Genomic DNA, 21,074 nt, shown 5'->3' with positions numbered 1-21,074 from the left:
TTTCTAACTGGATCTAATCTTAGATTGTTTTTAAATATCATCGTCACTTTGATTGCCCTTATCGTTTTTCTGTTAGTTGATATCAAGAAAGTGACAGGTCGAAAGTGGGTCAACCTTGGCAAGGCTGTTGGGATTACCGTGTTATTGAGTAGTACTTTTTGGCTGCCCGCATTACACTTTGGAACGAGTGTTGAAATGACGAAGCCGTTCACGTTTCAATTAAATGGCATTAGCTTATTACAGTACACGACTGCGGCACTTAGCAACAGTATTGCTTATGGCTTTACGATTGTGGCGTTGGTTGGGTTTGTGATGGCGATTATCATGTACCGTCAGTTATCGCATTTTAGTAAGGAGATCTTTTGGATCGGGATTGGGTTTGTGATTTTGAGTAGCAGCCTATTTCCTTGGCATTTGTTTCAAAATACCCCGATTGTTCTCCTACAGTTCCCATGGCGATTTCTAATTTTGCCACAGCTTGGGTTTACGTACTTGTTTAGTGTATTAGGATCGACCCTATTGAAAAAAGTTCCACAGAATTATTACAAATTGGGAATTGTCGGCGTCTTTACCCTGATTGTCTTAGGATTATCGCTTAATTCGCAGTCGGGGCGGGTTAACTTCGAATTAAAGTCGCCAGAAATGAAAGCCGACCTTTATCCTAATAGTAATCAGATCCCGTTTGTTCAGGGGATGGTTTGGTACCGGGTAACTAATTTGAAGCAGTACCGCCATTTAATGACGTACATTGATACCGCCGACTATCTCCCTAAGATGAGTGATGACACGTTCCATACGCTGTCGATGCAACGGGCGATTGTAGATGATAAACCAGCCGTTAATATTCCAGTAACCAGCAAAGCTTTGCCAGATGGCAAGCAAATGACGGTAGAAGTTGGCGCCCCGTTAAACCGGTTAGCTTTGCCAATGGTGGTGTACGATAACCACTATACCGTGAAGGTGGATGGTAAAAATTATCCACTCAAGTCCAATAAGGATCATGTGTTGACCGTTAACAACTTAGCAGTGGGTAAGCATACGGTTCGGGTGAGTTATCATAATGGCTTGCTGACGGCGATGATTTCTGTGTTGACGTTGGCGGGGCTAATTATTGTGTTATTACCTGAAAAGTTGATGCTGAAAAGAAAAACTAAAAAGCAACTTTAAATAATTAACCCTCTAAGCCAGAGAATTAGACTGACTTAGAGGGTTAATTTTAATTAGAAAAGTTAGTTACCCCTTCAATCCCCGTGCTTGCCGGTCCATATCTTCAACCACGATGTCAAAAATTGAGCCCAGAGTAGAACAGTATTCCAGGATTTTCCATGGGTAGTTGGTATGGAAGTGGATTTTCATGAGCGACTCATCGCCAACAACCAACAAAGAATCGCCTTCAAATTTGGCGAGAATTTGGTCATTAAGATCGTCTTCGCTAACTGTACAGCCTTCTATTAGTAACTGAGTATCGTATTTGTATTTAATCATAGTTGGTTTCCTTTCAATGGGGGGGTGAATTTTCGGGGTTACTTGTCCGTTAGTGAGTGGGGCGCACCTTCAATTTGAAGGACCTCACTGACACTTTGTAATTGTCGCATTTGAGCATCGAATATAGCTAGCTTAGGAAACTGAGCAAGGGGGTAATCGAGCCGCTTCATCCAGTTGGTCATGACGAACAAGTAGGGATCGGCAAACGTGAACTTCTGCCCCAGTAACCAAGGACCAGCAAAATGAGCTTCAACGAATTTTAATCGAGGCGCAACTCGTTGCCAAACCAATTGTTTAGATTCATCAGTATTCGGCAGCCAATTACCCTTCCGGAATGGAGAAATAAAGTTCTTATGCAATTCGGTGGCGATGTAGTTAACCCAAGTTCTAAGTTGCCAGTAGGCATCCGTGCCATAGTTAAATGCGTATTGATTGTCTGCCAACGAGTCGATGACTTCCAAAATTACCGCGCATTCTGTGAGATATGTATTAGGACTGGTTTGAAGTGTTGGTACGTAAGACTTCTCATTAATTCGATTATAGTCACCATTTGCCCATGTCTTTTGATCCAAATTAACTTTTTCGATAGTGAATGGTAAACCGCTAGCCTGTAATAAAATATGGGGTGCCATGGCACTGGTTCCTGATGCATAAAATAAGTTCAGCATTGTAATCACTCCTTGTTCGATTGTTATCGAAATACAATTCAAAAAGAAAAGCCTACAAGGAATCTAGAAACGCAGGAAGATATTCCTTGAAGGTTTTCTGGTTAATTGACAAATACTTTGTTTGGGCCACCTGACGGGTTGTGGTTAATCCAGCATGGCGAAGGGCTTTGAAGTGATACGAGACGGTGGACTTGCTGATATTTAGCTGATCGCTAATTTCAGAACAGGTTAATTCTCGACCCGAATGGTATAGGATCCGTAAAATCCTGATTCGATTGGGTTCACTCAATGTCTTAAAGATTGCCGATAACTGATTATCTTTTTTGCTTTGTTCGATATCCATAGAACTAACATACGGCTAGAACTTGAAATTGTCAAACTCGATTCATTCATTTGAAATGGCAACTTTGCCGATTTCGTGATTGGTTTCGACCAATGCATGGGCTTGTTTAAGGTTGGCAACATTAATTGGTCGTAATACTTTTGTAACGGTTGAGTGAATATCACCGTTGTCCAAAAGATCAGCGACTTTATCTAAGATTTGATGCTGAGTGATCATGTCGTCAGTGTGATAATAGGATTTGGTGTACATCCATTCCCAGTTAAATGACGCTGCTTTTTTGGTGAGCTTTTGCAAATTGATTCCGAGTTTGTTTTCGGTGATTGCGCAAACCGTACCTTCTGGTTTGATAAGCTCAGCAATCTCATTCCAGTGGCCATCTAAGTCGTTCAAGTTTAAAATATAATCGACATAATGGAAACCAAGTTTGCGAACTTCAGTAACTAAGTTTTCGCGATGGTTTACGGTGTAATCAGCGCCGTTTTTCTTAACCCAGGCGATTGTTTCTGAGCGAGAGGCACTGGCGATGACTTTGAGTCCAGCCATGTGAGCTAGCTGGGTAGCAATTGAGCCTACACCACCTGAGCCGTTAATAATGAGGATGGTCTGATCTGAGTTGTCAGCTTGTGGGTCAATCCGAAGGCGTTCAAACAAAGCTTCCCATGCCGTTAAGCTGGTGAGAGGCATGACGCCGATTTCGGCGGCGCTTAGCTTGGTGGGGGCGTGACCGACAATGCGTTCGTCAACGAGCTGATAGTCGCTGTCAGAACCCGGCCGGATAAAGGAACCCGCGTAAAACACTTGATCACCTGGCTTAAATAATGATACCTGATTGCCAATTTGGATGACGGTTCCGTAAGCATCCCAACCAATCACTTTCGGTTGTTTTAGCGTTCCACGGCCATGCCCACGAACACCAACGTCGACGGGGTTAACCGAGGTAGCGATGATTTTTACGAGTAAGTCATGTCCCTTGGGAGTTGGGATTTCCTCGGTGAATTCTTCAAGACTACTTGGGTCAGTGATTGGTAAATGTTTGGTGAAACCAATTATTTTCATTTGCGACATTTTATTTTTCTCCTTTCAACTTCAATTTCAGTGTAGGGCGTTGATTTTACAATAACAAGACGTGAATTTTTAATAACAAGGTTACAAATTATTCACCTAGTGAATTGATTGAAACGCTGATTTGAAAGGCTTATCATAGAGAAAAGGGATTTTAAAGAAGGCTGATACTTGTGAAAAGACACGTTTACGATTGTCAAAATGGGTGCCCGGTTGAAAGCACCTTGCAAATCATTGCCGGTAAATGGAAAAGCGTCATCATTTATCATTTGATGGCTGGCACCCAACGGTTTAATGACTTACAAAAACAGATGCCTGATTGTTCAAGACGAATGCTGGCGCTGCAGCTTCACGAACTCCAGGTAGATGGGGTGATTCAAAAGAAAGTTTATCCAGTCATTCCAGTTAAGACTGAATATTCACTGACTGACTTTGGTCAAACTTTGCGCCCAGTTATTACCGCGATGGAAACTTGGGGTAATCTGTACAATCAGCGGGCAACCCACCAAGCAGCTGTTGACTGACTTTCAATGAAATGGAGAATGAGAAAATGGCTTTAAAACAACATCAGGATTGGCTGGTCGATTTTTATAAATCTCGTGGCTGGTACCAATATTCATCATTATTCGACTTAACTTTTTGACCGAAGAAGTGGGGGAACTTTCTAGGGCCATTCGAGCAATTGAAATTGGCCGGGATCATCCGGGTGAAAGCACTTCGACCAAGGACCGCAACTATAATCTTCATGAAGAATTGGCTGACGTGATGGATCAAGTGCTTATCCTTTGTGACAAGTACGATGTGGATCCGGATAGTTTGATGGCGTTTAGTGAGGAGAAGCTGAAAAAGCGGTTTGATGAATAAGTGTGCAGAAAGAATTATTTAGCTGTGGTAATGTACAAGACCCATCCTAAAAACTAAACCCAGGATTTTAGGATGGGTCTTGTACAGTGCTAACAGCTACTTCGCGGAGCACTACTCGTCTATATAGATAGAGAATATTTAGCACGATATTTCTTGGCAGGAATGCTTTTGAGGATTTGGGTACATTTCAGATGATGAAACAAGAAAAAGTGATTCGACAAAGCTTAGATTGAGGGATAATCATTGACTTTTAATGGGAATTTGGTATTCTATATTTGAACTGTATTACACTTGTCATACATGAGGTGATAAAATGTCAAAAACTGATTTAAAGCCTGCGACTGTGTCTGTTCGAATCAATCCCGATATCAAAAAGCGAGCAATCGAGCGATTGGCAAAATCGGGATTATCATTATCTGACTATACCCGGATTGCTATTACGAGCGTTGCTAATGACGGCCTGCCAAAGTATTTTGGTATTCCAAATGCGGATGTTCTAGATGCAGTTGGTGAAATGATTGATGATGCAACAGGAAAGAAGCGGATGCCTGAAGCCCATAGTTTGAAGGAACTGAAAGAGCGGTTAAATGACGATGACTAATATTATTAGATATTCCTCAAAGTTTAAACGGCATTATAAGCGTGTTTCAAAAGACCCAGGGTGGCGAAAAGTTTTTCATGATAAAATATCAATAGAAATTACATGGACAAAACAAGAATTCATCTCTTTTGATTTCGTTATTACCTGTCTTGAAAAAGATATTACCATTCCAAAATATTTCTATGCCCATCCGATAACACTTCCCAAAAAGATGATTCAAAGATTAAAATCAACTTTTGGGGATACATACACTAAGATTGAGTGTTTAGAGTTGCATTTTGACGGTCATAATGGTGACCATCTGTTAATCTATGCTAAAAACACGGTTGCTAAGCTTGTTTACTTACTGGAAATTGGAACACATAGTGAGTTGTTTTAGAACTAGTGAGATAGAATTTAGCAGTAAGACTTATTGAGTAACATGAGATTGAAAAGCGGCTATCTTAACTTTGACATTCAAGGTTAAGATGGCCGCTTTTTAGTTGAAACCTGTAATGGGCAATTACAGTAATAGCTAAAATGAATTACCCTTGGTAGCATTCATTTCCACTTCGATTTTCTCTAAATCAGCCAACGTCCCAATGGTACATTCGTTGCTTTGCGCGCTTTTTTTTAGATGGGTCATTAAGTCGAAGAGGTCACCAGGAATTTCCCAGTGAGCTTGGGAGTTACCGGCAGATACCATAACGGCATCATTCTGGCTTTTCACCTGGTAAGTTGCCTGGTGCTGTTTGGCGATCACTTGATTATAGTCTTCAAAGGCAGCCCGTAATTGCTTCATCAATTCAGTTTGATCAATCATGTTACCTGGCCTTCTTTCTAGTAGCTATTATAACGAGGAGGCTGGGGCTCTACAAGCCGAGATGAGCTAAGCAGAAATGTTTCCTGACTGAAGCGTTAGAGTTCTTTTTCCTGAATTGCAAGCAATGAAAAGCCAATACAAATAACTAAAATGATGCCGCAAGTTAGAATGTAGGGACCAAATTGTGAGGGACTAAGGGTTCCCATAGCGACTTTATTACTGGCACCAAAGAAATCAACGTAGGTTAACCAGTTCCAATTTGCATCGACGTGAAACATAGAAATGGCTAGCGGGAAAATCACGATAAAAATAGAACTGATGATAACGGAACTCGTTAACATTAGTATTAAAATGGCAATACTAAATACAATGCTGATAAAGAAAGCAACTGTGACGGTGGTTATGGAAGCAGTTTGCAATAAGTGGCCCCAAGAGGTTCCCAACTTTCGATTGAGAACGAGGCTGGTAACGATCACGGTGAGGAAGTATATCGTAATGTTGACCAAAATGGTGAGTAATAACATCACATATTTCGCCAGGATAAATTGGAAGCGAGAAATTCCGGAGATCAACGTATTCTTGTAAGTTTGTTGGCTAAACTCGTAACCGATGATGATTACAAATAACCCCATGAGGACGTACATTAAGACACTGGCCGACATTGTTAAGCCACGAATACCGTCAATGATCGACCAATTACTGTGAGCAAGATGATGCAAGACATTTTCGTTGGCGTCTGCCATAATCCCACCGACGGACTTAGTCTTGGTAATTAGCGCACTGTAGCCGATCACCAATAATAACGTTAGGTAGAAACCAGTTAAACGGGTAAGGCGAAAGGCGTCTGCCCTTAATTGATTGATCATGCTAATCACCTCTTCATTAATTGATTGTGTATAAAATTGCTCCAATAGTTTTTTCTATATAAAATTTGTTTGGTATACCTAAACGTCACTTTAAAGCTCCTTCTCTCTAATTATAAGTAACGACAGTCCGATGCAAACAATTAAAATAATGCCACAAGTTAGGACATAGGGGCTAAACTCCACAATGGACATATTACCAAGACTAATTCTATTACTGGCACTAAAGAAATCGATGTATTTTAACCACTTCCAATTAGCTCGTGTATGAAGAATCATAACTGCAACTGGAAAAATAACGATAAAAAACGAACTAATAATAACTGAATTTGTGAACATTAGTAGCAAAATTGCCATGCTAAATACAATACTAATGAAAAAAGTAATGGCGATGGTTGCTGATGAGCCAACACTTAATAAATGGATCCACGAAGTACCAACTCGTCTGCCAAAAATTAAGCTTGTGACGATAGTGGTTATAAAATAGACCGCAATGGTCATAAGGATACTAATGAGCATGGCAACATACTTAGATAAAATGAATTGAAGCCTTGAGATACCAGAGATCAGTGTATTTTTGTAAGTTTGCTGGCTAAATTCATAGCCAATGATGATCACAAATAATCCCATAAGGACATACATCAGTAAACCTGCTGATATTGTTGAACCTTGAACACCGTCAATCATTGACCAACTTGTGTGGGTTAAGTGATCCGATGCTTTTTCGCTAACGTTACCTACAATGCCTCCAAACCACTTAGTTTTAGTAATCAACGCGTTATAACTAACCACTAACACTAGCATGATGTAAAAGCCCGTTGAACGGGTAAGGCGATAAGCGTCTGCCCTTAATTGATTAATCACGTTGGTCACCTTCATCCGTTTTTTTCATTAATTGCGTGTAATATTGTTCTAATGACCCTTCTTGCTTACTTAGCCCATTCAAGACAACGCCATTCATAACTAATAGTTGACTGAGATGACCAGTATCTAAATCAGCCTTTTGAATGAAGATGCTGTGGTCGTTTGGAACTGAGAAAGGTTTGATATTTGAAGAATCAAGGACTTCGGCGGCCTTGGAAACGTCGTTGACTTCAAGCGTAATCCCGGCCGTTTTTTCTTTATCGAGTTCCTCTTTAGTTACCTCTTTAATAAACTTGCCATGATGGATAAAGCCAAATTTAGTGGCAACTTGATAAAGCTCTGACAAGATATGGCTGGAAATCAAAATGGTGGTCTGCTGCTCATGATTTAATTTGTAAAGTAAATGCCGAATTTCAATAATGCCAGCTGGATCCAGACCGTTGATTGGCTCATCCAAAATCAAAAAGTCGGGATGGGGCAAGACGGCCATTGCGAGCCCAAGTCGTTGTCGCTGGCCTAATGAAAGGTGTCTGGCTTTAGTCTTCTTCTTTGCAGTCAAGCCGACAAAATCAATGGCGTCATCGATAGCCTTTTTTGACTGTAGGCCATTTTGCTTTGCGATAATTTTTAAATTCTCAACGACGGTTAGATTTTTGAAAGCGGCTGGGGATTCAATCATGGCCCCGGTTCGCTTAAGCGCCTGCTGATAGTGGGAACTTGTTTCACCAAATAATGAAATTGATCCCTTCCGTAGTGGTGATAATTTGGTGATGAGCTTCATAATGGTGGTTTTACCGGCACCGTTTTCACCGATCAAGCCGTAGATGTCACCTCGGTTAATTTGAAATGACACTGAATCTAGGGCTTGGAAGTGGCCAAACTTTTTACTAACGTTTTGAAAATTTAAAATAGCCTCTGGCATTTGGTTATGCCTCCTTGATTTAATTGATAAATTAATCATAACCTGCAGATATTAAGTCAGGGAATAACAAAACCTTAATTAATCCTAAATTGTGGTGAGAGATAATTAAAGTTAAACTTAACAGTAATAAGATAGCCGTGTCAGGTAGAAACCTGGCTCCGCATACTTACAGACAAGGGGTAAAACTGATGACAAATACTAAAATCTTAATTGTGGAAGATCATCGAGATGTCCGCGACTTACTAAGGGATGTTCTTGCCAATGATTATCAGGTTGTTGAAGCTGTTGATGGCGTCAGTGCGCTAGCCAAATTTAACACGGAAGCGCCTGATCTCATCATTTTGGATTTGATGTTGCCTCAGGTAACCGGTGAAAGTGTGCTGAAAACAATTCGTAAGACGTCAGCCGTACCAGTGCTGGTGTTGACGGCAATTCAGGATAAGCAAAAGGTTGTCGCCTTGCTGGAAGAGGGGGCCAACGATTATCTTACCAAGCCATTTGATATTGATGAACTTCTTGCTCGGGTACAAGTGCAATTACGGCAACGAACGAAGCCACTCAATGAACAAAACAAGTTAACCTATGGCGCAATTGTGCTGAATCCCAGCGATCATCAAGTCGTGATCAATGGTCAGAAGCTGCCCTTACCCAAAAAGGAATTCGCAATCCTGCAGTTACTATTAGCACATCCAAAGCAGGTATTTACAAAAGAAAATCTGTACGAAACGGTGTGGGGTGAACCATATTTAAACGCCGAAAACACCTTGAACGTCCATATTAGTAACCTCCGAAATAAGGTGAACGATTTAGCAGGAACCCCAAATAAGTACATCATTTCGATTTGGGGGATTGGGGTTCGCTTGGTTTAGTCAGGAGTTGAGGAAATGACAGTTGTATTGATCATGATATGTATCGTCTTGATGGGAATCATCGGGATTATGATAACTGAGGTTCGGCGGATTAATCGGGAGCTCAACTATATCAATGCCCATGATACCAACGCTGAAGTGACAACCAATACGTGATGGCCGCTGTTTAGTCGGTTGGCGCAGTCGGTTAATTTTAGTCTGATTAAAACCCGGGCGGCCAGATTAAAGCAGGTTGAGCAGGAAAAACAAATTAAGCAGATGCTAACCAATTTGACCCATGATATTAAGACACCGTTAACCGTGGCAATCGGCTATATTCAGTTGCTGGATAAGAATCGTCAGAATAATGACAACCACCATCAGTATCAGCGAATTGAGAACAATTTGTTGGAAGTGAATTACTATTTGCATTATTTGATGGATTTTAATTTACTTCAAGAAAAAAACGCCCAGTTATCACTTTCTGAGGTGGACGTTTCAAAAGCCCTGGAAGGGGAACTATTTAACTACTATGATGACTTAACGGCCAAAGGGTTGGAAATGACAATTAATATTAAGCCAGCGGTTACCATTCAAACGGATAAGACGTTGTTGGAGCGGGTGTTTCAGAACTTGATTAGCAATTTACTGAAATATGCGGATGGGCAGGTGGTGATTTCACTGCAAGAGAAGGATGCAACCCATTTTCAGATTACATTTAAAAATCAGACGGCCAGGCCACTGTTGGCAAATCGCCAATCAACCAATCGGTTTGTGACGGAAGATGTTACCCAAACAAATCAAAGTGTTGGGCTCGGATTGGACATCGTGCGGTCGTTAATCACAACTTTGGGTGGCAGGTTTCGTATTCAACACGAGGATGGTTATTTTGTGGTGATGTTAACGTTTAGGTATCAAGCAGGGTGAGATCATAATTGCGACAGTGGTTTTTATAATTAAGTAATTTTCAAATTAAGGAGAGTGGCATGATAAATTGGCAAGATAATCGCATTAAATCAGCTATTAACGGGACTAATCCAATGGTGATGGCAGAACTCCTAGGTGGCTTTGCTGTTTTTGGTGACACTCAGTTTTTGCCAGGATATTCTGTTTTATTGCCCAAGCGACAGGTGTCGTCCCTTAATGATCTCTCAATTTCCGAACGGAAGGCTTTCCTGCTTGATATGAGTATCTTAGGTGACGCGGTTCTTGATGCGACCCGTGCTTTGAGAATTAATTATGATATTTTAGGTAACACGGATAACTTTTTGCACGCCCATGTATTTCCACGCTATCAAACTGAACCGGCCAAAAGACTACAGAAACCGGTATGGCTGTATAGTCCTGATCATTGGGTTAATGAGCGATACGCTTATAACCCTGAACGAGACGGTGAGTTACGGCATCGGATTACAGAATTTTTGAGATGACAAAAAGATAGCTTGACATTTTTAATTAAACGAGATAAATTATAGCCACATTAAAAAGCAGGGATTAGTCTAAGTAGTTTCTAATTTACAGAGATCATTCATTTGGCTGAAAGAATGAATAGAGAAACGAACCACAGCTAATCGCAGGCCAGCGGAACGACTCTCGTTTAGTAGGTTGGCACGGATCATGCCGTTATCATGATAAGTCATTGAACTTACTGAGGCAGTAGTCGTGAGGCTATTGTAAATCAGAGGTGGAACAGCGTTTCTTCGCCCTCTCAAAGCATTGTGCTTTGAGAGGGTTTTTTTTATATCGTAGCGTTTATTGGGAAATCAAGGGGTGTATCTAGATGAAATTAAGATTAGAAATTATCACGATTACTATCGGAATATTGGGGTTAGGGTTAGCTGGTTGTTCTAACGGAAGTGCTAAAGAAAAGCCAAGGGTCGCAACCATCATGGAGCAGGCCGATATCTCGTCATTAGATCCATCAATGATCACCGACGTGGGCGCGTTAGGGACGGTTAATAATTCCGAAGAGGGCCTGTATCGCATGAAGAACAGTACTCAGGTTGAACCAGGGTTAGCGGAGAAGGTAGTCAAGCCAACTGCTAACGGCACGGTGTATACATTCAAGCTACGAAAGAACCTGAAGTGGAGCAATGGTGATCCAATTACCGCCAATGATTTTGTCTATTCCTGGCGTCGCACGGTTAACCCAGCTACCAAGGCTGCTGATTCATATATGTATTTACCAATTAAAAACGCACAGGAGATTGAAAAGGGGAAAATGGCCGTCAACAAGTTAGGTGTTAAGGCACTTGACCGAAACACTTTCCAAGTGACGTTAGCTGAACCGACTCCATCGTTTAAATATTTATGTGCGTTAGTCCCGTTTTTGCCACAAAATCGAAACGCAATTGAAAAGTACGGTAAGGCTTATGGGACGTCATCAACCAAAATGGTCTACGATGGGCCATTCACCGTTAGCGGTTGGTCAGCTGCCAAGGGAAGTTGGACGCTTAAGAAAAATCCAAACTACTGGGATAAGAAAGCCGTTAAATTGGATCAGGTTAAATTTGTGACTACTAAAAATGCCCAAACGGCGCTGTCATTATATCAATCTGGAAAGCTCGATAATATTACCTTAGCTGGCCAACAAGCCGCCCACGAAAGGAATAACAAGGGGTACTTAAGTTATCCAAGTGGTGAAACGGACTACATTGCTTATAATTTCAAGACAAAGGCATTACGGAATCTCAATATTCGGAAAGCCATCTCACTGACAATTAACCGCAAAGCGTTAGTGAACAACGTTTTGAAAAACGGCGCCAAGGCACCTTATGGGGTTGCCCCAGAAGCAATTTCTAAGAATCCAAGGACGGGTAAAGATTTCGCAAAGGATTCTGAGGTTGCTCAAAGTGTTGCCTATAACCCAACGCTTGCTAAAGAATACTGGCAAAGAGGGTTGAAGCAGTTAGGAATTAAGAAGCTCAACTTGAGCTTGGTATGCTACGACGTAGATTCATTTAGAAATTCAGCCGAGTTCGTTCAATCGTCCGCAGAGAAGAACCTTAAGGGACTCACCATTAACATTGATGTTCAGCCTAAGGTTCAAGCGATTACGACGATGCAAAATAAGACCGGCTATGATCTCGGCTTTAGCAACTGGATCGCATCTCACCCTGATTTAAACGAATTCTTCCAGCTGTTAAATACCGACAACGCTAATAATGCTGGTAATTATAGCAACAAGCAATACGATTACTATTACACTAAGGCAAATGGCGTTGACTCTAGAAATGCAGCCAAACGGTACGCTGATTTTCAAAAGGCCCAGCAGATTGCAATGAAGGATCAGGCAATTTTAGCGGTCAACCAGGGACAGATTGCCCGGTTAAATAATCCTAAGTTGAAGGGAATTACCTACGCGGCAGCACAGGGAATTACGTTGAAGAATGCGTATAAGGTAAAGTAGTGAGCGAAGTCAGGCGTTTAGAAACCGGAGTGTAAGTCTCCTCCGAGGGAAATTCCCGGTTTTGGAATTTTTCTCGGAGGTGCTTACATACAGGTTTCTGCCTGACATAGCTGTCCTAAAATAGTGAGCGGAGCAAAGCGGTTAGAAATCGGAGTGTAAGTCTCCTATCGGGGAAATTCCCGGGCTTGGAATTTTTTCGATAGGTGCTTACACGCAGATTTCTGCTTTGAGAAGCTGTCCTAAAATAGTGAGCGTATCAAAGCGATTAGGAATCGGAGCAAAAGTCTTCAGCAGCAGAAATCCCCGGGTTGAGATTTTTGGTGTTTATGATAAATACGTATGCAGCAAATTTTAAAGTGAAGTCGTCTCAGGGACTAGGAGGATATCTAATATGCAAAATACAATCACGTTAAATGACAAGCAAATTTTCACAGACTTTGATTGGTTACACGAACATGGTGAAACGGCCTTCAAAGAGGTTAACACAACAGCATATCTAGCGAAGCGACTCGATGAGATGGGTATCCCATATGAGCAGTTCGAGAATATGACCGGTTTAATTGCCACGTTGGGGAGCGGGTCGCCAGTAATTGGAATGCGAACCGATATTGACGCCTTGAGGCAGACTTATCAAGGTAAGGAAGGTGTCTTTCATTCCTGCGGTCACGATGCGCATATGGCAATTGTACTGGCAGTTGCCCAATATTACGTTGATAACCCTGCGGACCTCACTGGGACGTTGAAATTGATTTTTCAGCCAGCCGAAGAAACGGTTACTGGAGCGGAAAAGGTCATTAAAAGCGGTAGGCTGCCTCACATGAACTATTTGTATGGTCTCCACGTTTGCCCAGAAGTCCAGGTGAGGGCCAAGCAAGCGGAGCCAATTATTCCAGCTGCCGCTACTAGAACATACTGGGTAACGATTAAGGGCAAGACAGCCCACGCCGGAACTCCCGAGTTAGGGGCTAATGTTATTGACGCGTTTAGTGAGTTGAATGAAAAATTGCGGCGAATTAACCTGGATACTAAATTGCCCTACTCGGTCACCACGACGATGTTTCAGGCTGGCAAATCCTCTAACATTATTCCAGATTACGGCACTTTCGCGATTGATTTGCGGGCGCGGACAAACGACTTGATGGATGAGTTACAACAACGGGCGTTCGAGGCAATGGATAGTGTCCAAACCGACGACATTAAGGTTACGCTGGATGGTAATGATTTTTCACCAGCAGCTATTCCAAGCCAAAAAGCAATTGCCAATATGAGTTCAGCGATCACGGATGTTTTGGGGCCAGCCGGTTTGATAGATGCTCTTGATACACCCGGTGGCGATGATTTTCACTTTTATGCTTATGATGGGATTGCGGATGAGACGACGATGTTAGGGTTGGGGTGCAACTTGAATCCTGGCTTGCACATTCCTGGGATGACGTTTGAACGTGAGTCGATTTTGGATGGTGCTAGAATGATGATTGACGTGGTGAGGTTAACGAGAAATTAAGAATAGATAGTTGATGCGTTGTAATGCCATAAAATGATCATCGCGCCTAAATTAAACACTGACAGAGGATAACAATCTAAAAAAGGGCCATTCAAAAAATTCTCAATGTTTTTGAATGGCTCTTTTCTAGGCTGTTTATTTTTACCAACTTGATGATTAATCTGGGAATTACTTATGAGCACCTGCAATAGTCTTTCATTGGTTTTTCTAACCCCTTGTAATCAATGATAGCCCAATCTCAAAGCCCAGTCCGCGGGCGTAGCGGTCGATGGTCGTAAGTGACGGGGTTGAGTCAAGGCGCTCAATTCTAGCTAATTGGGGTTGTTTCATACCAATTTGGTCGGCGAGATCAGTTTGGGAAATTCCCCGTTTAATTCGTTCTGAACGCAGGGAAGTTAAGACTTCGGCTACTTTTGTTTCAGCAGGGGTCAGAAGTTGCGAATTGATTTTTGGTTGATTCAGCGTTGGCATTTGCATGTTCTCCTTTATTAATGATGATACACATTAATCATTTTAGCAGTTTTTCCGCCAAAGCTCGGGTTAATCCCTCAGAAAAGTTAATATTTTGGCCTTTTTCCGTTTTTACCAATTATTCTGGAATTGAACCATGGGATCTTCTTTTTAATTTCTCTGTGTAAATGGGTATCGGCACAGTGACATTGGTTTCAGGGTTATCCATTATTGAGTGTCATGAAAGGTGTTGCTTTTTTCTAATAAATCCATGTTCCTACAATAGTAAATACGAAAAGAGTACTAGTTATTATTGTGTCATTAATCACTTTTCTAAATCGTATTTGGTTTAATAGTCTTTCTAATTAATTATTAAGACATTCTAATATTTCTAACAATCGCGTAAATGTTGATGGCATTTTCGAAGAAATTTGTTAGGATAGACCTACCTAAATGTTACAAATAGATTTCAAAACTGTAACAGTTTTTAGGACAGCTGCGCAGAGCAGGAACCTGCGCGTAAGCACCACTACCAAAAATCCCAGAACCAGGGATTCCCGGTAGTGGAGACTTACGCTCCGATTCCTAACCGCTCTGCTCTGCTCACTATGTTAGGACAGCTATGTCAGGCAGAAACCTACATGTAAGCACCTCCGAGAAAAATTCCAAAACCAGGAATTTCTCTCAGAGGAGACTTACACTCCGGCTTCTAAACGCCTGACGCCGCTCGCTTTACATAGGACAGCTGCACAAAGCAGAAAGCTGCACCTAAGCCACTCCGTTCAAAAATCCAAGCCCAGGATTTCTGAACGGCCTAACTTAGGCTCCGCTTTCTAACCGTTTTGTTCCGCTCACTTGTTTTTTAGGACAGCTCCTCCAGGCAGAAGTCTACGTATAAGCACCGTTAACCAAAATCCCAGAACCAGGGATTTTCGTTAACGGAGACTTATACTCCGCCTTCTAACCTCCTGGATCCGCTCACTTTACATAGGGGATGATTTAATGGGGGATAAACGTTGGTTATTTTTATTACCGTTACTGTTGCTATTAATGGGATGCAGTTCAGAAGCTAAGCCGGCTCAGACAACTCATCAGGAAAATGACGGCAAGTTCAACGGGGTAACGCTAGATCTTTCTCGGCACCATTACCATGTTTCGACCTTAGTGAAATTTGTTGACTTGGTTGCGGCTAATCATGGTAACTTTATTCAGCTGCACTTAACGGATGACAAGGACTTTGCAATCGAAAGCCAGACAGTCGGTCAAACAATTCAAAATGCCACTAAGAAAAACGGGATCTGGCGAAATAAAAAGACCCACCAAGCTTTCTATAGTAAGGGCCAGATTCAATACTTACTAAATGATGCCAAGAAACACCGTGTTACTTTGATCCCGGAAGTTGATACGCCTGCTCACGTTACCGGCTTGGTGAACACAATGAAGGCTAACGGTAAAAGTAAACTAGCGAGCCAACTTAGCTGGCAGTCAAAGAGCTACGGTGGTGAATTACATCTTAATCAAGCTAGCATTGCGTTTGTTGAAAAAATGGATAACGAAATTGGCAAGCAGTTTGCTAATCAGCCCAATGCCCGCTTCCACTTGGGGGGCGATGAATTTACCGATAAGCTCAGCAAAAACACAGCGTACATTAATTACTTGAACGCTACTAGTAAAAACGTTGAAAATCAGGGATTTACTCCTGAAGCCTGGAACGATGGCTTTTTGAACAGTGAATTAAGCCAATTAAATCATCATATTCAAGTGACCTATTGGAATTGGACAGCCGATCAGTCAGGTCAGTTAGGTGCTCAACGAAAGAAAGCCTGGGCTTCAATGCCTAGATTGATTCGTAACCATTTCAAGGTGTTTAACTACAACGATTATTATTTATACTTCAATATTTCTAAGGATAATCTTAAAGCCCATAACGTGTCTTACATGATCAAGGATATGAAGCAATACTGGAAGCCAACTTTATGGCACACGGATCACGTTACTAAGCTTAAATCGCTTCATGGCATTGTTGGCAGTAGCGCATCGTTCTGGGCGGATTCTGCCGGGGGAATTTCTGACAACCAAATTTATTCGGCGGGTCAAAAATTTGTCAAAGAATTTTTCGTACTGGCTAGAAAGCCAGCATAGGGGGGAAAGGCGATGAATACACTTAGCTCGTTTGTTATTTTGTATCCGGTCATCGTGTCAACGGTCTGGATAATTGGATCAGTATTTTTCTCAATTCAACAGCACCGTGTCCCATTAAAAGATTTGCATCATGGTAAGCCAACTGACTTGGTATCCGTACTCATTCCGGCTCATAATGAAGCGGATACTCTTGAAAATGTCGTTGAATCGGTTGCCAACATTAGGTATGCCAAAATCGAGCTAATTTTGATCAACGATGGTAGCCAGGATGATACGCTGAGAGTTATGCACCAGTTAGCTGATAAATATGCGCAACGTTTCCCAGTGAAGATCATTAATATTCAAAAAAACCAGGGGAAGGCCAATGCCCTTAATAATGGCGCAAAGTTAGCTGAGGGCAAGTTTCTACTGTGCTTAGATGCTGATTGTTACGTCGATAAAAATGTTTTGGGATCGATGCTGACTCAGTTCTACAATGACCCCCGTGTTGGCGCCGTTGCTGGCAAACCGATTGTTCGTAACCGAACGAGCATTCTTGGTCGGCTTGAACTGCTTGAATACGTGGGGGTTATTGACATTATTAAGCGTGGTCAGGCGTTTGTGACTGGTCACATTACAACGGTTTCCGGCGTTGTCGTGGCTTATCGAAAGAAAGCCTTGGCGGATGCTGGTTGGTGGAATGCTGACGCGATTACTGAAGACATTGATGTGACCTGGCGACTTTATCATCACGGTTGGCAGGTCGCATATTGTCCGCAGTCAGTTGCCTGGATTCTCGTTCCGGAGCGGATTAAGGATTTAATTCATCAGCGTCGTCGGTGGGCCCGTGGCGGATTTGAAGTTCTATTTCGGAATCGAAAAATGTTTGTCACCGGGACACTGAGTGAACAGTGGTTACTGATGGACATGGTATTAAGTGATCTTTGGGCAATTAGCTGCGCGTTTGTGACCTTATTTTATCTGATTACCGTGCTGTTTACTGGTGATCTCATTATGGATGGCGTTATCCTGTTTCTTCTATTATTAATTAGTTTGGTTCAATTTTTAATCGGGTATGCTGATTCAAAGCAATCTGATTTTATTAGCTGGCATGATCTTCTTCTATTACCGCTATACGTTATTTTTTATTGGTTCATTAACTTGGTAAGCTGTTTGACCGCGCTTGGCTCATTCTTCCTGGATCCTACCCATGTTGGCAGCTGGCGCAGTCCGGATAGGGGGCTTTGACCATGAAGAAGAAAAATCGTTTTTCGAGGTTGATTATTCGAAGACGTTCCTCGTTATTAACAAATTTACGACGAGCACTTATTTTAATTGCGTTATGGGTAGTTGCCGGCTATGTCATTTATATCAATGTCTGCTTTTTGTTTAACGTTTACTCAGATGCCCTGGTTTCAGATTACTTGGTTTTGAACCTTTCCTTTCACTCGTACGCCATCTTTGCACTGTTAGTCTTAGCTGTTGCGATCATTATGATTGTTTTTGGCTGGTGGCGGATTCATCAATTAGAAAAGAGGGCGAAGGACCATGAGTAAGACAAGTCGCAAATGGATTTTAACTGGTTTGATCACCGTCTTTTTAGCGCTACTCGCAATTAGTACCCATCACAACATTGAATACGAACTTGGTAATCGCCCTAGCTACGCCATTTCAAGCCATGATGATCACATTAAAAATGGGGTGATGGTCCTTTGCTACCACCGAATTTTGAGTAGCAATCAAATGGTGAGATTTGATGAAAATGTTTCACCAAATAGCCAATTTCATGACTTTAATGTCAATTTGCCGGAGTTTAAAAAACAGATGAATTACCTTCAGGCTCACCATATCAAAGTTATCTCAATGCCTGAATTGATTGAGAAGGTTAACGATCATGAACCGATTCGTGGAAAATCAGTTGTGATTACCTTTGACGATATTGATCGAACCATGATCGATAATGCCTTTCCGGTATTATTAAAGCATCACTATCCATTTACCGATTCGATTATCACAGGTAATACTGGTTGGTACAAGCAGGGGACGAAGTTGGCAACCTGGCCGGCAATTCTAAAAATGAAGAAACAAGCGGGCAACTTAGTGACCTTTGGGGTTCATACAAACCGGATGCATTACTTAGTAGATAATGGCACGCCTGTGTTCAACCTGCCACGAAACTATACGAGATTCAAACACGATTACGCCACTAGCCAAGAAGTGTTGAAAGAAAAGATTGGTTATCAGTCACCAATCTTTACGTACCCATACGGAAGTGGAACCCCGCAGATTCAAAAGTTCTTGGACGAACAGCGCCGATTAAAAGTCGTTTTAACTTTGAACGATGGTATTGTGACTAGCCACAGTAACTTAAAACAAACACCTAGAGTAATTGTGAATACGAGCAGTTGGCCAAGCATTAAGCGATGGCTGGTTTAGTTCCTAAGTGCTTTATGGCGCTCACTGATTTTAGGACAGCTCCGCAGAGCAACAATCTGCGCGTAAGCACCTCTACCAAAAATCCCAGAACCAGGGATTTTCGGTAGAGGAGACTTACACTCCGATTGTTAATCGCTCTGCTACGCTCACTTTGTCTTAGGACAGCCTCTGTAAAGCAAAAGCCGGAACATAAGCAACCTATTCAAAAATTCCAAGCCCGGGAATTTCCGAATAGGCCGACTTATGTTCCGGCTTTTAATCGCTTTATGCCGCTCACTGATTTTAGGACAGCTCTGTAAAGCAAAAGCCTGTACATAAGCAACCTCTTCAAAAATTCCAAGCCCGGGAATTTCCGAATAGGTCGACTTATGTTCCGGCTTTTAACCGCTTTACGCCGCTCACTCTAAATAGTTACAATTTCCCGCAACACCAAACTAACATCACGAAAATTTACTAATAAAATGGGTCTCCCTGGTGCTATACTTTGTGCGCTTGTAAAAGTATACACAATCACCATAAACAATAACTAATCGTTTCGTTTCATAATTGAATATTGCTTATCTTGATAATATAGCGGAATCAAGGACAGCTGCGCAGATCAGGAATCAGAGCATAAGCACCCTAAACACAAATTCCAAAACCAGGAATTCACGTTCAGGGAGACTTATGCACCAGTTTCTAACCGCCTGGATCCGCTCACTTATTTCAAGGAGGGGTCGTTTTGGAAAGTTCAACAAATGGGCCAATGGTTCATTACGCACTTAAGCCAGACATTGCTAAGTTTGGCGGTTATGTATTATCAATCTTTGTGATTGGATGGGTTCTGGTATTTTCTTATCTTAATAAATATCCCGCGTTATTAGGGATGGCGTTTTTATCGTTTACGTTTGGCCTTCAGCATGCGTTTGACGTTGATCACATTTCAGCGATTGATAACATGACCCGAAAACTGGTAAACGATGGCAAAAATACCCATGGTGTTGGTTTTTACTTCTCACTAGGGCATTCGCTGGTTGTCATTATCATGGCGTTAATTACTATTTTCTTTGTCGAGTGGTCAAAAACTAAATTACCAGCTTTACAAAACGTTGGGGGGATTTTTGGAACGTTATTTGCTGGGTTCATGTTAATTCTCTTAGGGACCATTAATCTAGTTATTTTGGTTGGTATTTGGAAGTCATTTAAGGCAATTAATGCTGGTAATACTGAGCAGGCTGACAAATCAACTGATACCAGGATCTTCAGATTCTTTAAAAAGAGTGTTAATTTGATTAATCACAACTGGCAAGTTATCTGTGTTGGCTTCTTGTTTGGACTGGGATTTGATACTGCCACGCAAATTGCTGTTCTGGCAACCTCAGCCGTTGCCACCAGCAAGGGAATTCCCTGGTTTGCCGTTTTCTCATTTCCATTATTATTTACCGCAGGGATGTGCTTAATGGATTCAAGCGATGGTCTGTTCATGAGCACGGCATACAGTTGGGTGTTCTCATCACCTTATCGCAAGGTTTATTATAATTTGGCGTTAACTGGCTTGTCGGTAACCGCCGCTTTCTTTGTGGGAATCGTTGACGTTTTGCAGGCCTTTGGATCTGATATTCATTCCCACTTTTTCATCATCAAATGGGCGCAGGCATTGAATTTTAATATTCTAGGGATCATGCTAGTTGGTCTATTCATTATCACGTGGAGTGTTGCGCTGATTTGCTGGAAGGTATTTAACTTGAATGAAAAGGACGAGGCACTTAAAGAGAAGGATGAAGCACTGCAGCGGGCCGATTTTATGCAGAAGAACAATCAAGCTAAATAGGGTTGCTTTGCATAGTGCATTG

Annotated in this window: 21 protein-coding genes and 3 pseudogenes; 15 read left to right on the top strand and 9 right to left on the bottom strand. The window is 41.8% G+C overall.

The genetic code is table 11. The annotated features are described in order from the left end of the window. Positions 1-1,167, top strand: a pseudogene (locus FC98_RS14855) (hypothetical protein); the annotation flags it as partial. 66 nt (positions 1,168-1,233) lie between these two features. Here FC98_RS14855 and FC98_RS06455 read toward each other — a convergent pair. The 4 genes from FC98_RS06455 to FC98_RS06440 are packed head-to-tail and all read right to left on the bottom strand — an operon-like array spanning position 1,234 to position 3,552. Further along, positions 1,234-1,485, bottom strand: coding sequence for a hypothetical protein (locus FC98_RS06455; protein WP_008857390.1), 252 nt, complete (start codon positions 1,483-1,485; stop codon positions 1,234-1,236). Between the two features lie 38 nt (positions 1,486-1,523). After that, on the bottom strand, positions 1,524-2,153 hold the full coding sequence (locus tag FC98_RS06450; RefSeq protein WP_008857391.1) for a glutathione binding-like protein: 630 nt from the start codon (positions 2,151-2,153) through the stop codon (positions 1,524-1,526). A 52-nt stretch (positions 2,154-2,205) separates the two neighbouring features. Next, complete coding sequence (locus FC98_RS06445) at positions 2,206-2,496, bottom strand: ArsR/SmtB family transcription factor (protein ID WP_008857392.1); 291 nt, start codon at positions 2,494-2,496, stop codon at positions 2,206-2,208. A gap of 42 nt (positions 2,497-2,538) precedes the next feature. Beyond that, positions 2,539-3,552, bottom strand: a complete 1,014-nt coding sequence (locus tag FC98_RS06440) for a zinc-binding alcohol dehydrogenase family protein (RefSeq protein WP_040471766.1) — start codon at positions 3,550-3,552, stop codon at positions 2,539-2,541. A 179-nt stretch (positions 3,553-3,731) separates the two neighbouring features. On the opposite strand from FC98_RS06440, the gene FC98_RS06435 reads away from it, so the two are divergent. The 4 genes and pseudogenes from FC98_RS06435 to FC98_RS06420 all read left to right on the top strand — a co-directional run bounded on the left by FC98_RS06435 (position 3,732) and on the right by FC98_RS06420 (position 5,402). Beyond that, a complete protein-coding gene (locus FC98_RS06435) occupies positions 3,732-4,082 on the top strand; it encodes a winged helix-turn-helix transcriptional regulator (protein ID WP_008857394.1) in 351 nt (116 codons plus the stop codon). Between the two features lie 26 nt (positions 4,083-4,108). Next, positions 4,109-4,422: pseudogene (locus FC98_RS06430) on the top strand (MazG nucleotide pyrophosphohydrolase domain-containing protein). A gap of 313 nt (positions 4,423-4,735) precedes the next feature. Further along, positions 4,736-5,023, top strand: coding sequence for a type II toxin-antitoxin system RelB/DinJ family antitoxin (locus FC98_RS06425; protein WP_008857396.1), 288 nt, complete (start codon positions 4,736-4,738; stop codon positions 5,021-5,023). Then, positions 5,010-5,402, top strand: a complete 393-nt coding sequence (locus FC98_RS06420) for a type II toxin-antitoxin system RelE/ParE family toxin (RefSeq protein WP_050806280.1) — start codon at positions 5,010-5,012, stop codon at positions 5,400-5,402. Before FC98_RS06425 ends, FC98_RS06420 begins: the two co-directional genes overlap by 14 nt. A gap of 135 nt (positions 5,403-5,537) precedes the next feature. Here FC98_RS06420 and FC98_RS06415 read toward each other — a convergent pair whose 3' ends face one another. The 4 genes from FC98_RS06415 to FC98_RS06395 all read right to left on the bottom strand — a co-directional run bounded on the left by FC98_RS06415 (position 5,538) and on the right by FC98_RS06395 (position 8,474). Further along, positions 5,538-5,825: a hypothetical protein gene (locus FC98_RS06415; protein WP_008857398.1), complete on the bottom strand. Its 288-nt coding sequence runs from the start codon at positions 5,823-5,825 to the stop codon at positions 5,538-5,540. Between the two features lie 95 nt (positions 5,826-5,920). After that, positions 5,921-6,691, bottom strand: coding sequence for an ABC transporter permease (locus FC98_RS14220; protein ID WP_008857399.1), 771 nt, complete (start codon positions 6,689-6,691; stop codon positions 5,921-5,923). A 90-nt stretch (positions 6,692-6,781) separates the two neighbouring features. Next, on the bottom strand, positions 6,782-7,552 hold the full coding sequence (locus FC98_RS14215; protein WP_040471768.1) for an ABC transporter permease: 771 nt from the start codon (positions 7,550-7,552) through the stop codon (positions 6,782-6,784). Next, complete coding sequence (locus FC98_RS06395) at positions 7,545-8,474, bottom strand: ABC transporter ATP-binding protein (RefSeq protein ID WP_008857401.1); 930 nt, start codon at positions 8,472-8,474, stop codon at positions 7,545-7,547. The genes FC98_RS14215 and FC98_RS06395 overlap by 8 nt, the downstream gene beginning before the upstream one ends. 188 nt (positions 8,475-8,662) lie before the next feature. Between FC98_RS06395 and FC98_RS06390 the strand changes: the two genes are divergently transcribed. The 5 genes and pseudogenes from FC98_RS06390 (at position 8,663) to FC98_RS06370 (ending at position 14,235) form a co-directional block, all read left to right on the top strand. Beyond that, entirely contained in the window at positions 8,663-9,343 is a 681-nt protein-coding gene (locus tag FC98_RS06390) for a response regulator transcription factor (protein WP_008857402.1), read from the top strand. 15 nt (positions 9,344-9,358) lie between these two features. Continuing rightward, positions 9,359-10,249: pseudogene (locus tag FC98_RS06385) on the top strand (sensor histidine kinase). A gap of 59 nt (positions 10,250-10,308) precedes the next feature. After that, positions 10,309-10,752 (top strand): HIT family protein, encoded by a 444-nt coding sequence (locus FC98_RS06380; protein ID WP_054655969.1) that lies wholly within the window; start codon positions 10,309-10,311, stop codon positions 10,750-10,752. A 350-nt stretch (positions 10,753-11,102) separates the two neighbouring features. Further along, positions 11,103-12,731 carry a peptide ABC transporter substrate-binding protein gene (locus FC98_RS06375; protein ID WP_008857405.1) on the top strand — a complete coding sequence of 543 codons (1,629 nt, stop codon included), beginning with the start codon at positions 11,103-11,105 and terminating at the stop codon, positions 12,729-12,731. Between the two features lie 391 nt (positions 12,732-13,122). Then, positions 13,123-14,235 carry an amidohydrolase gene (locus tag FC98_RS06370; protein WP_054655975.1) on the top strand — a complete coding sequence of 371 codons (1,113 nt, stop codon included), beginning with the start codon at positions 13,123-13,125 and terminating at the stop codon, positions 14,233-14,235. 207 nt (positions 14,236-14,442) lie between these two features. Here FC98_RS06370 and FC98_RS06365 read toward each other — a convergent pair whose 3' ends face one another. Further along, entirely contained in the window at positions 14,443-14,712 is a 270-nt protein-coding gene (locus FC98_RS06365; RefSeq protein ID WP_008857409.1) for a helix-turn-helix domain-containing protein, read from the bottom strand. Positions 14,713-15,687: 975 nt separating this feature from the next. On the opposite strand from FC98_RS06365, the gene FC98_RS06360 reads away from it, so the two are divergent. The 5 genes from FC98_RS06360 to FC98_RS06340 all read left to right on the top strand — a co-directional run bounded on the left by FC98_RS06360 (position 15,688) and on the right by FC98_RS06340 (position 21,052). Continuing rightward, on the top strand, positions 15,688-16,827 hold the full coding sequence (locus FC98_RS06360; protein ID WP_008857411.1) for a family 20 glycosylhydrolase: 1,140 nt from the start codon (positions 15,688-15,690) through the stop codon (positions 16,825-16,827). A gap of 12 nt (positions 16,828-16,839) precedes the next feature. After that, a complete protein-coding gene (locus FC98_RS06355; RefSeq protein WP_056949334.1) occupies positions 16,840-18,054 on the top strand; it encodes a glycosyltransferase family 2 protein in 1,215 nt (404 codons plus the stop codon). A 2-nt stretch (positions 18,055-18,056) separates the two neighbouring features. Then, positions 18,057-18,362: a hypothetical protein gene (locus FC98_RS06350; RefSeq protein WP_008857413.1), complete on the top strand. Its 306-nt coding sequence runs from the start codon at positions 18,057-18,059 to the stop codon at positions 18,360-18,362. Next, positions 18,355-19,242: a polysaccharide deacetylase family protein gene (locus FC98_RS06345; protein WP_056949333.1), complete on the top strand. Its 888-nt coding sequence runs from the start codon at positions 18,355-18,357 to the stop codon at positions 19,240-19,242. The genes FC98_RS06350 and FC98_RS06345 overlap by 8 nt, the downstream gene beginning before the upstream one ends. Before the next feature lie 745 nt (positions 19,243-19,987). Beyond that, positions 19,988-21,052 (top strand): HoxN/HupN/NixA family nickel/cobalt transporter, encoded by a 1,065-nt coding sequence (locus tag FC98_RS06340; protein WP_008857418.1) that lies wholly within the window; start codon positions 19,988-19,990, stop codon positions 21,050-21,052. The last annotated feature ends 22 nt before the right edge of the window (positions 21,053-21,074 follow it).

The sequence above is a fragment of the Lentilactobacillus kisonensis DSM 19906 = JCM 15041 genome (genome assembly GCF_001434135.1).
Lineage (GTDB): Bacteria > Bacillota > Bacilli > Lactobacillales > Lactobacillaceae > Lentilactobacillus > Lentilactobacillus kisonensis.
This window is presented reverse-complemented; position numbering and strand designations above follow the sequence as displayed.

Excerpts from the sequence above, each read along its gene's own strand:
- FC98_RS06380 (WP_054655969.1), top strand. The coding sequence starts at position 10,309 with ATGATAAATTGGCAAGATAATCGCATTAAATCAGCTATTAACGGGACT.
- FC98_RS06345 (WP_056949333.1), top strand. The coding sequence starts at position 18,355 with ATGAGTAAGACAAGTCGCAAATGGATTTTAACTGGTTTGATCACCGTC.
- FC98_RS06390 (WP_008857402.1), top strand. The coding sequence starts at position 8,663 with ATGACAAATACTAAAATCTTAATTGTGGAAGATCATCGAGATGTCCGC.
- FC98_RS06395 (WP_008857401.1), bottom strand. The coding sequence starts at position 8,474 with ATGCCAGAGGCTATTTTAAATTTTCAAAACGTTAGTAAAAAGTTTGGC.
- FC98_RS06370 (WP_054655975.1), top strand. The coding sequence starts at position 13,123 with ATGCAAAATACAATCACGTTAAATGACAAGCAAATTTTCACAGACTTT.
- FC98_RS06455 (WP_008857390.1), bottom strand. The coding sequence starts at position 1,485 with ATGATTAAATACAAATACGATACTCAGTTACTAATAGAAGGCTGTACA.
- FC98_RS14220 (WP_008857399.1), bottom strand. The coding sequence starts at position 6,691 with ATGATCAATCAATTAAGGGCAGACGCCTTTCGCCTTACCCGTTTAACT.
- FC98_RS06340 (WP_008857418.1), top strand. The coding sequence starts at position 19,988 with ATGGTTCATTACGCACTTAAGCCAGACATTGCTAAGTTTGGCGGTTAT.
- FC98_RS06415 (WP_008857398.1), bottom strand. The coding sequence starts at position 5,825 with ATGATTGATCAAACTGAATTGATGAAGCAATTACGGGCTGCCTTTGAA.
- FC98_RS06365 (WP_008857409.1), bottom strand. The coding sequence starts at position 14,712 with ATGCAAATGCCAACGCTGAATCAACCAAAAATCAATTCGCAACTTCTG.
- FC98_RS06420 (WP_050806280.1), top strand. The coding sequence starts at position 5,010 with ATGACGATGACTAATATTATTAGATATTCCTCAAAGTTTAAACGGCAT.
- FC98_RS06360 (WP_008857411.1), top strand. The coding sequence starts at position 15,688 with ATGGGGGATAAACGTTGGTTATTTTTATTACCGTTACTGTTGCTATTA.
- FC98_RS06440 (WP_040471766.1), bottom strand. The coding sequence starts at position 3,552 with ATGAAAATAATTGGTTTCACCAAACATTTACCAATCACTGACCCAAGT.
- FC98_RS06355 (WP_056949334.1), top strand. The coding sequence starts at position 16,840 with ATGAATACACTTAGCTCGTTTGTTATTTTGTATCCGGTCATCGTGTCA.
- FC98_RS06350 (WP_008857413.1), top strand. The coding sequence starts at position 18,057 with ATGAAGAAGAAAAATCGTTTTTCGAGGTTGATTATTCGAAGACGTTCC.
- FC98_RS06445 (WP_008857392.1), bottom strand. The coding sequence starts at position 2,496 with ATGGATATCGAACAAAGCAAAAAAGATAATCAGTTATCGGCAATCTTT.
- FC98_RS06450 (WP_008857391.1), bottom strand. The coding sequence starts at position 2,153 with ATGCTGAACTTATTTTATGCATCAGGAACCAGTGCCATGGCACCCCAT.
- FC98_RS06425 (WP_008857396.1), top strand. The coding sequence starts at position 4,736 with ATGTCAAAAACTGATTTAAAGCCTGCGACTGTGTCTGTTCGAATCAAT.
- FC98_RS06375 (WP_008857405.1), top strand. The coding sequence starts at position 11,103 with ATGAAATTAAGATTAGAAATTATCACGATTACTATCGGAATATTGGGG.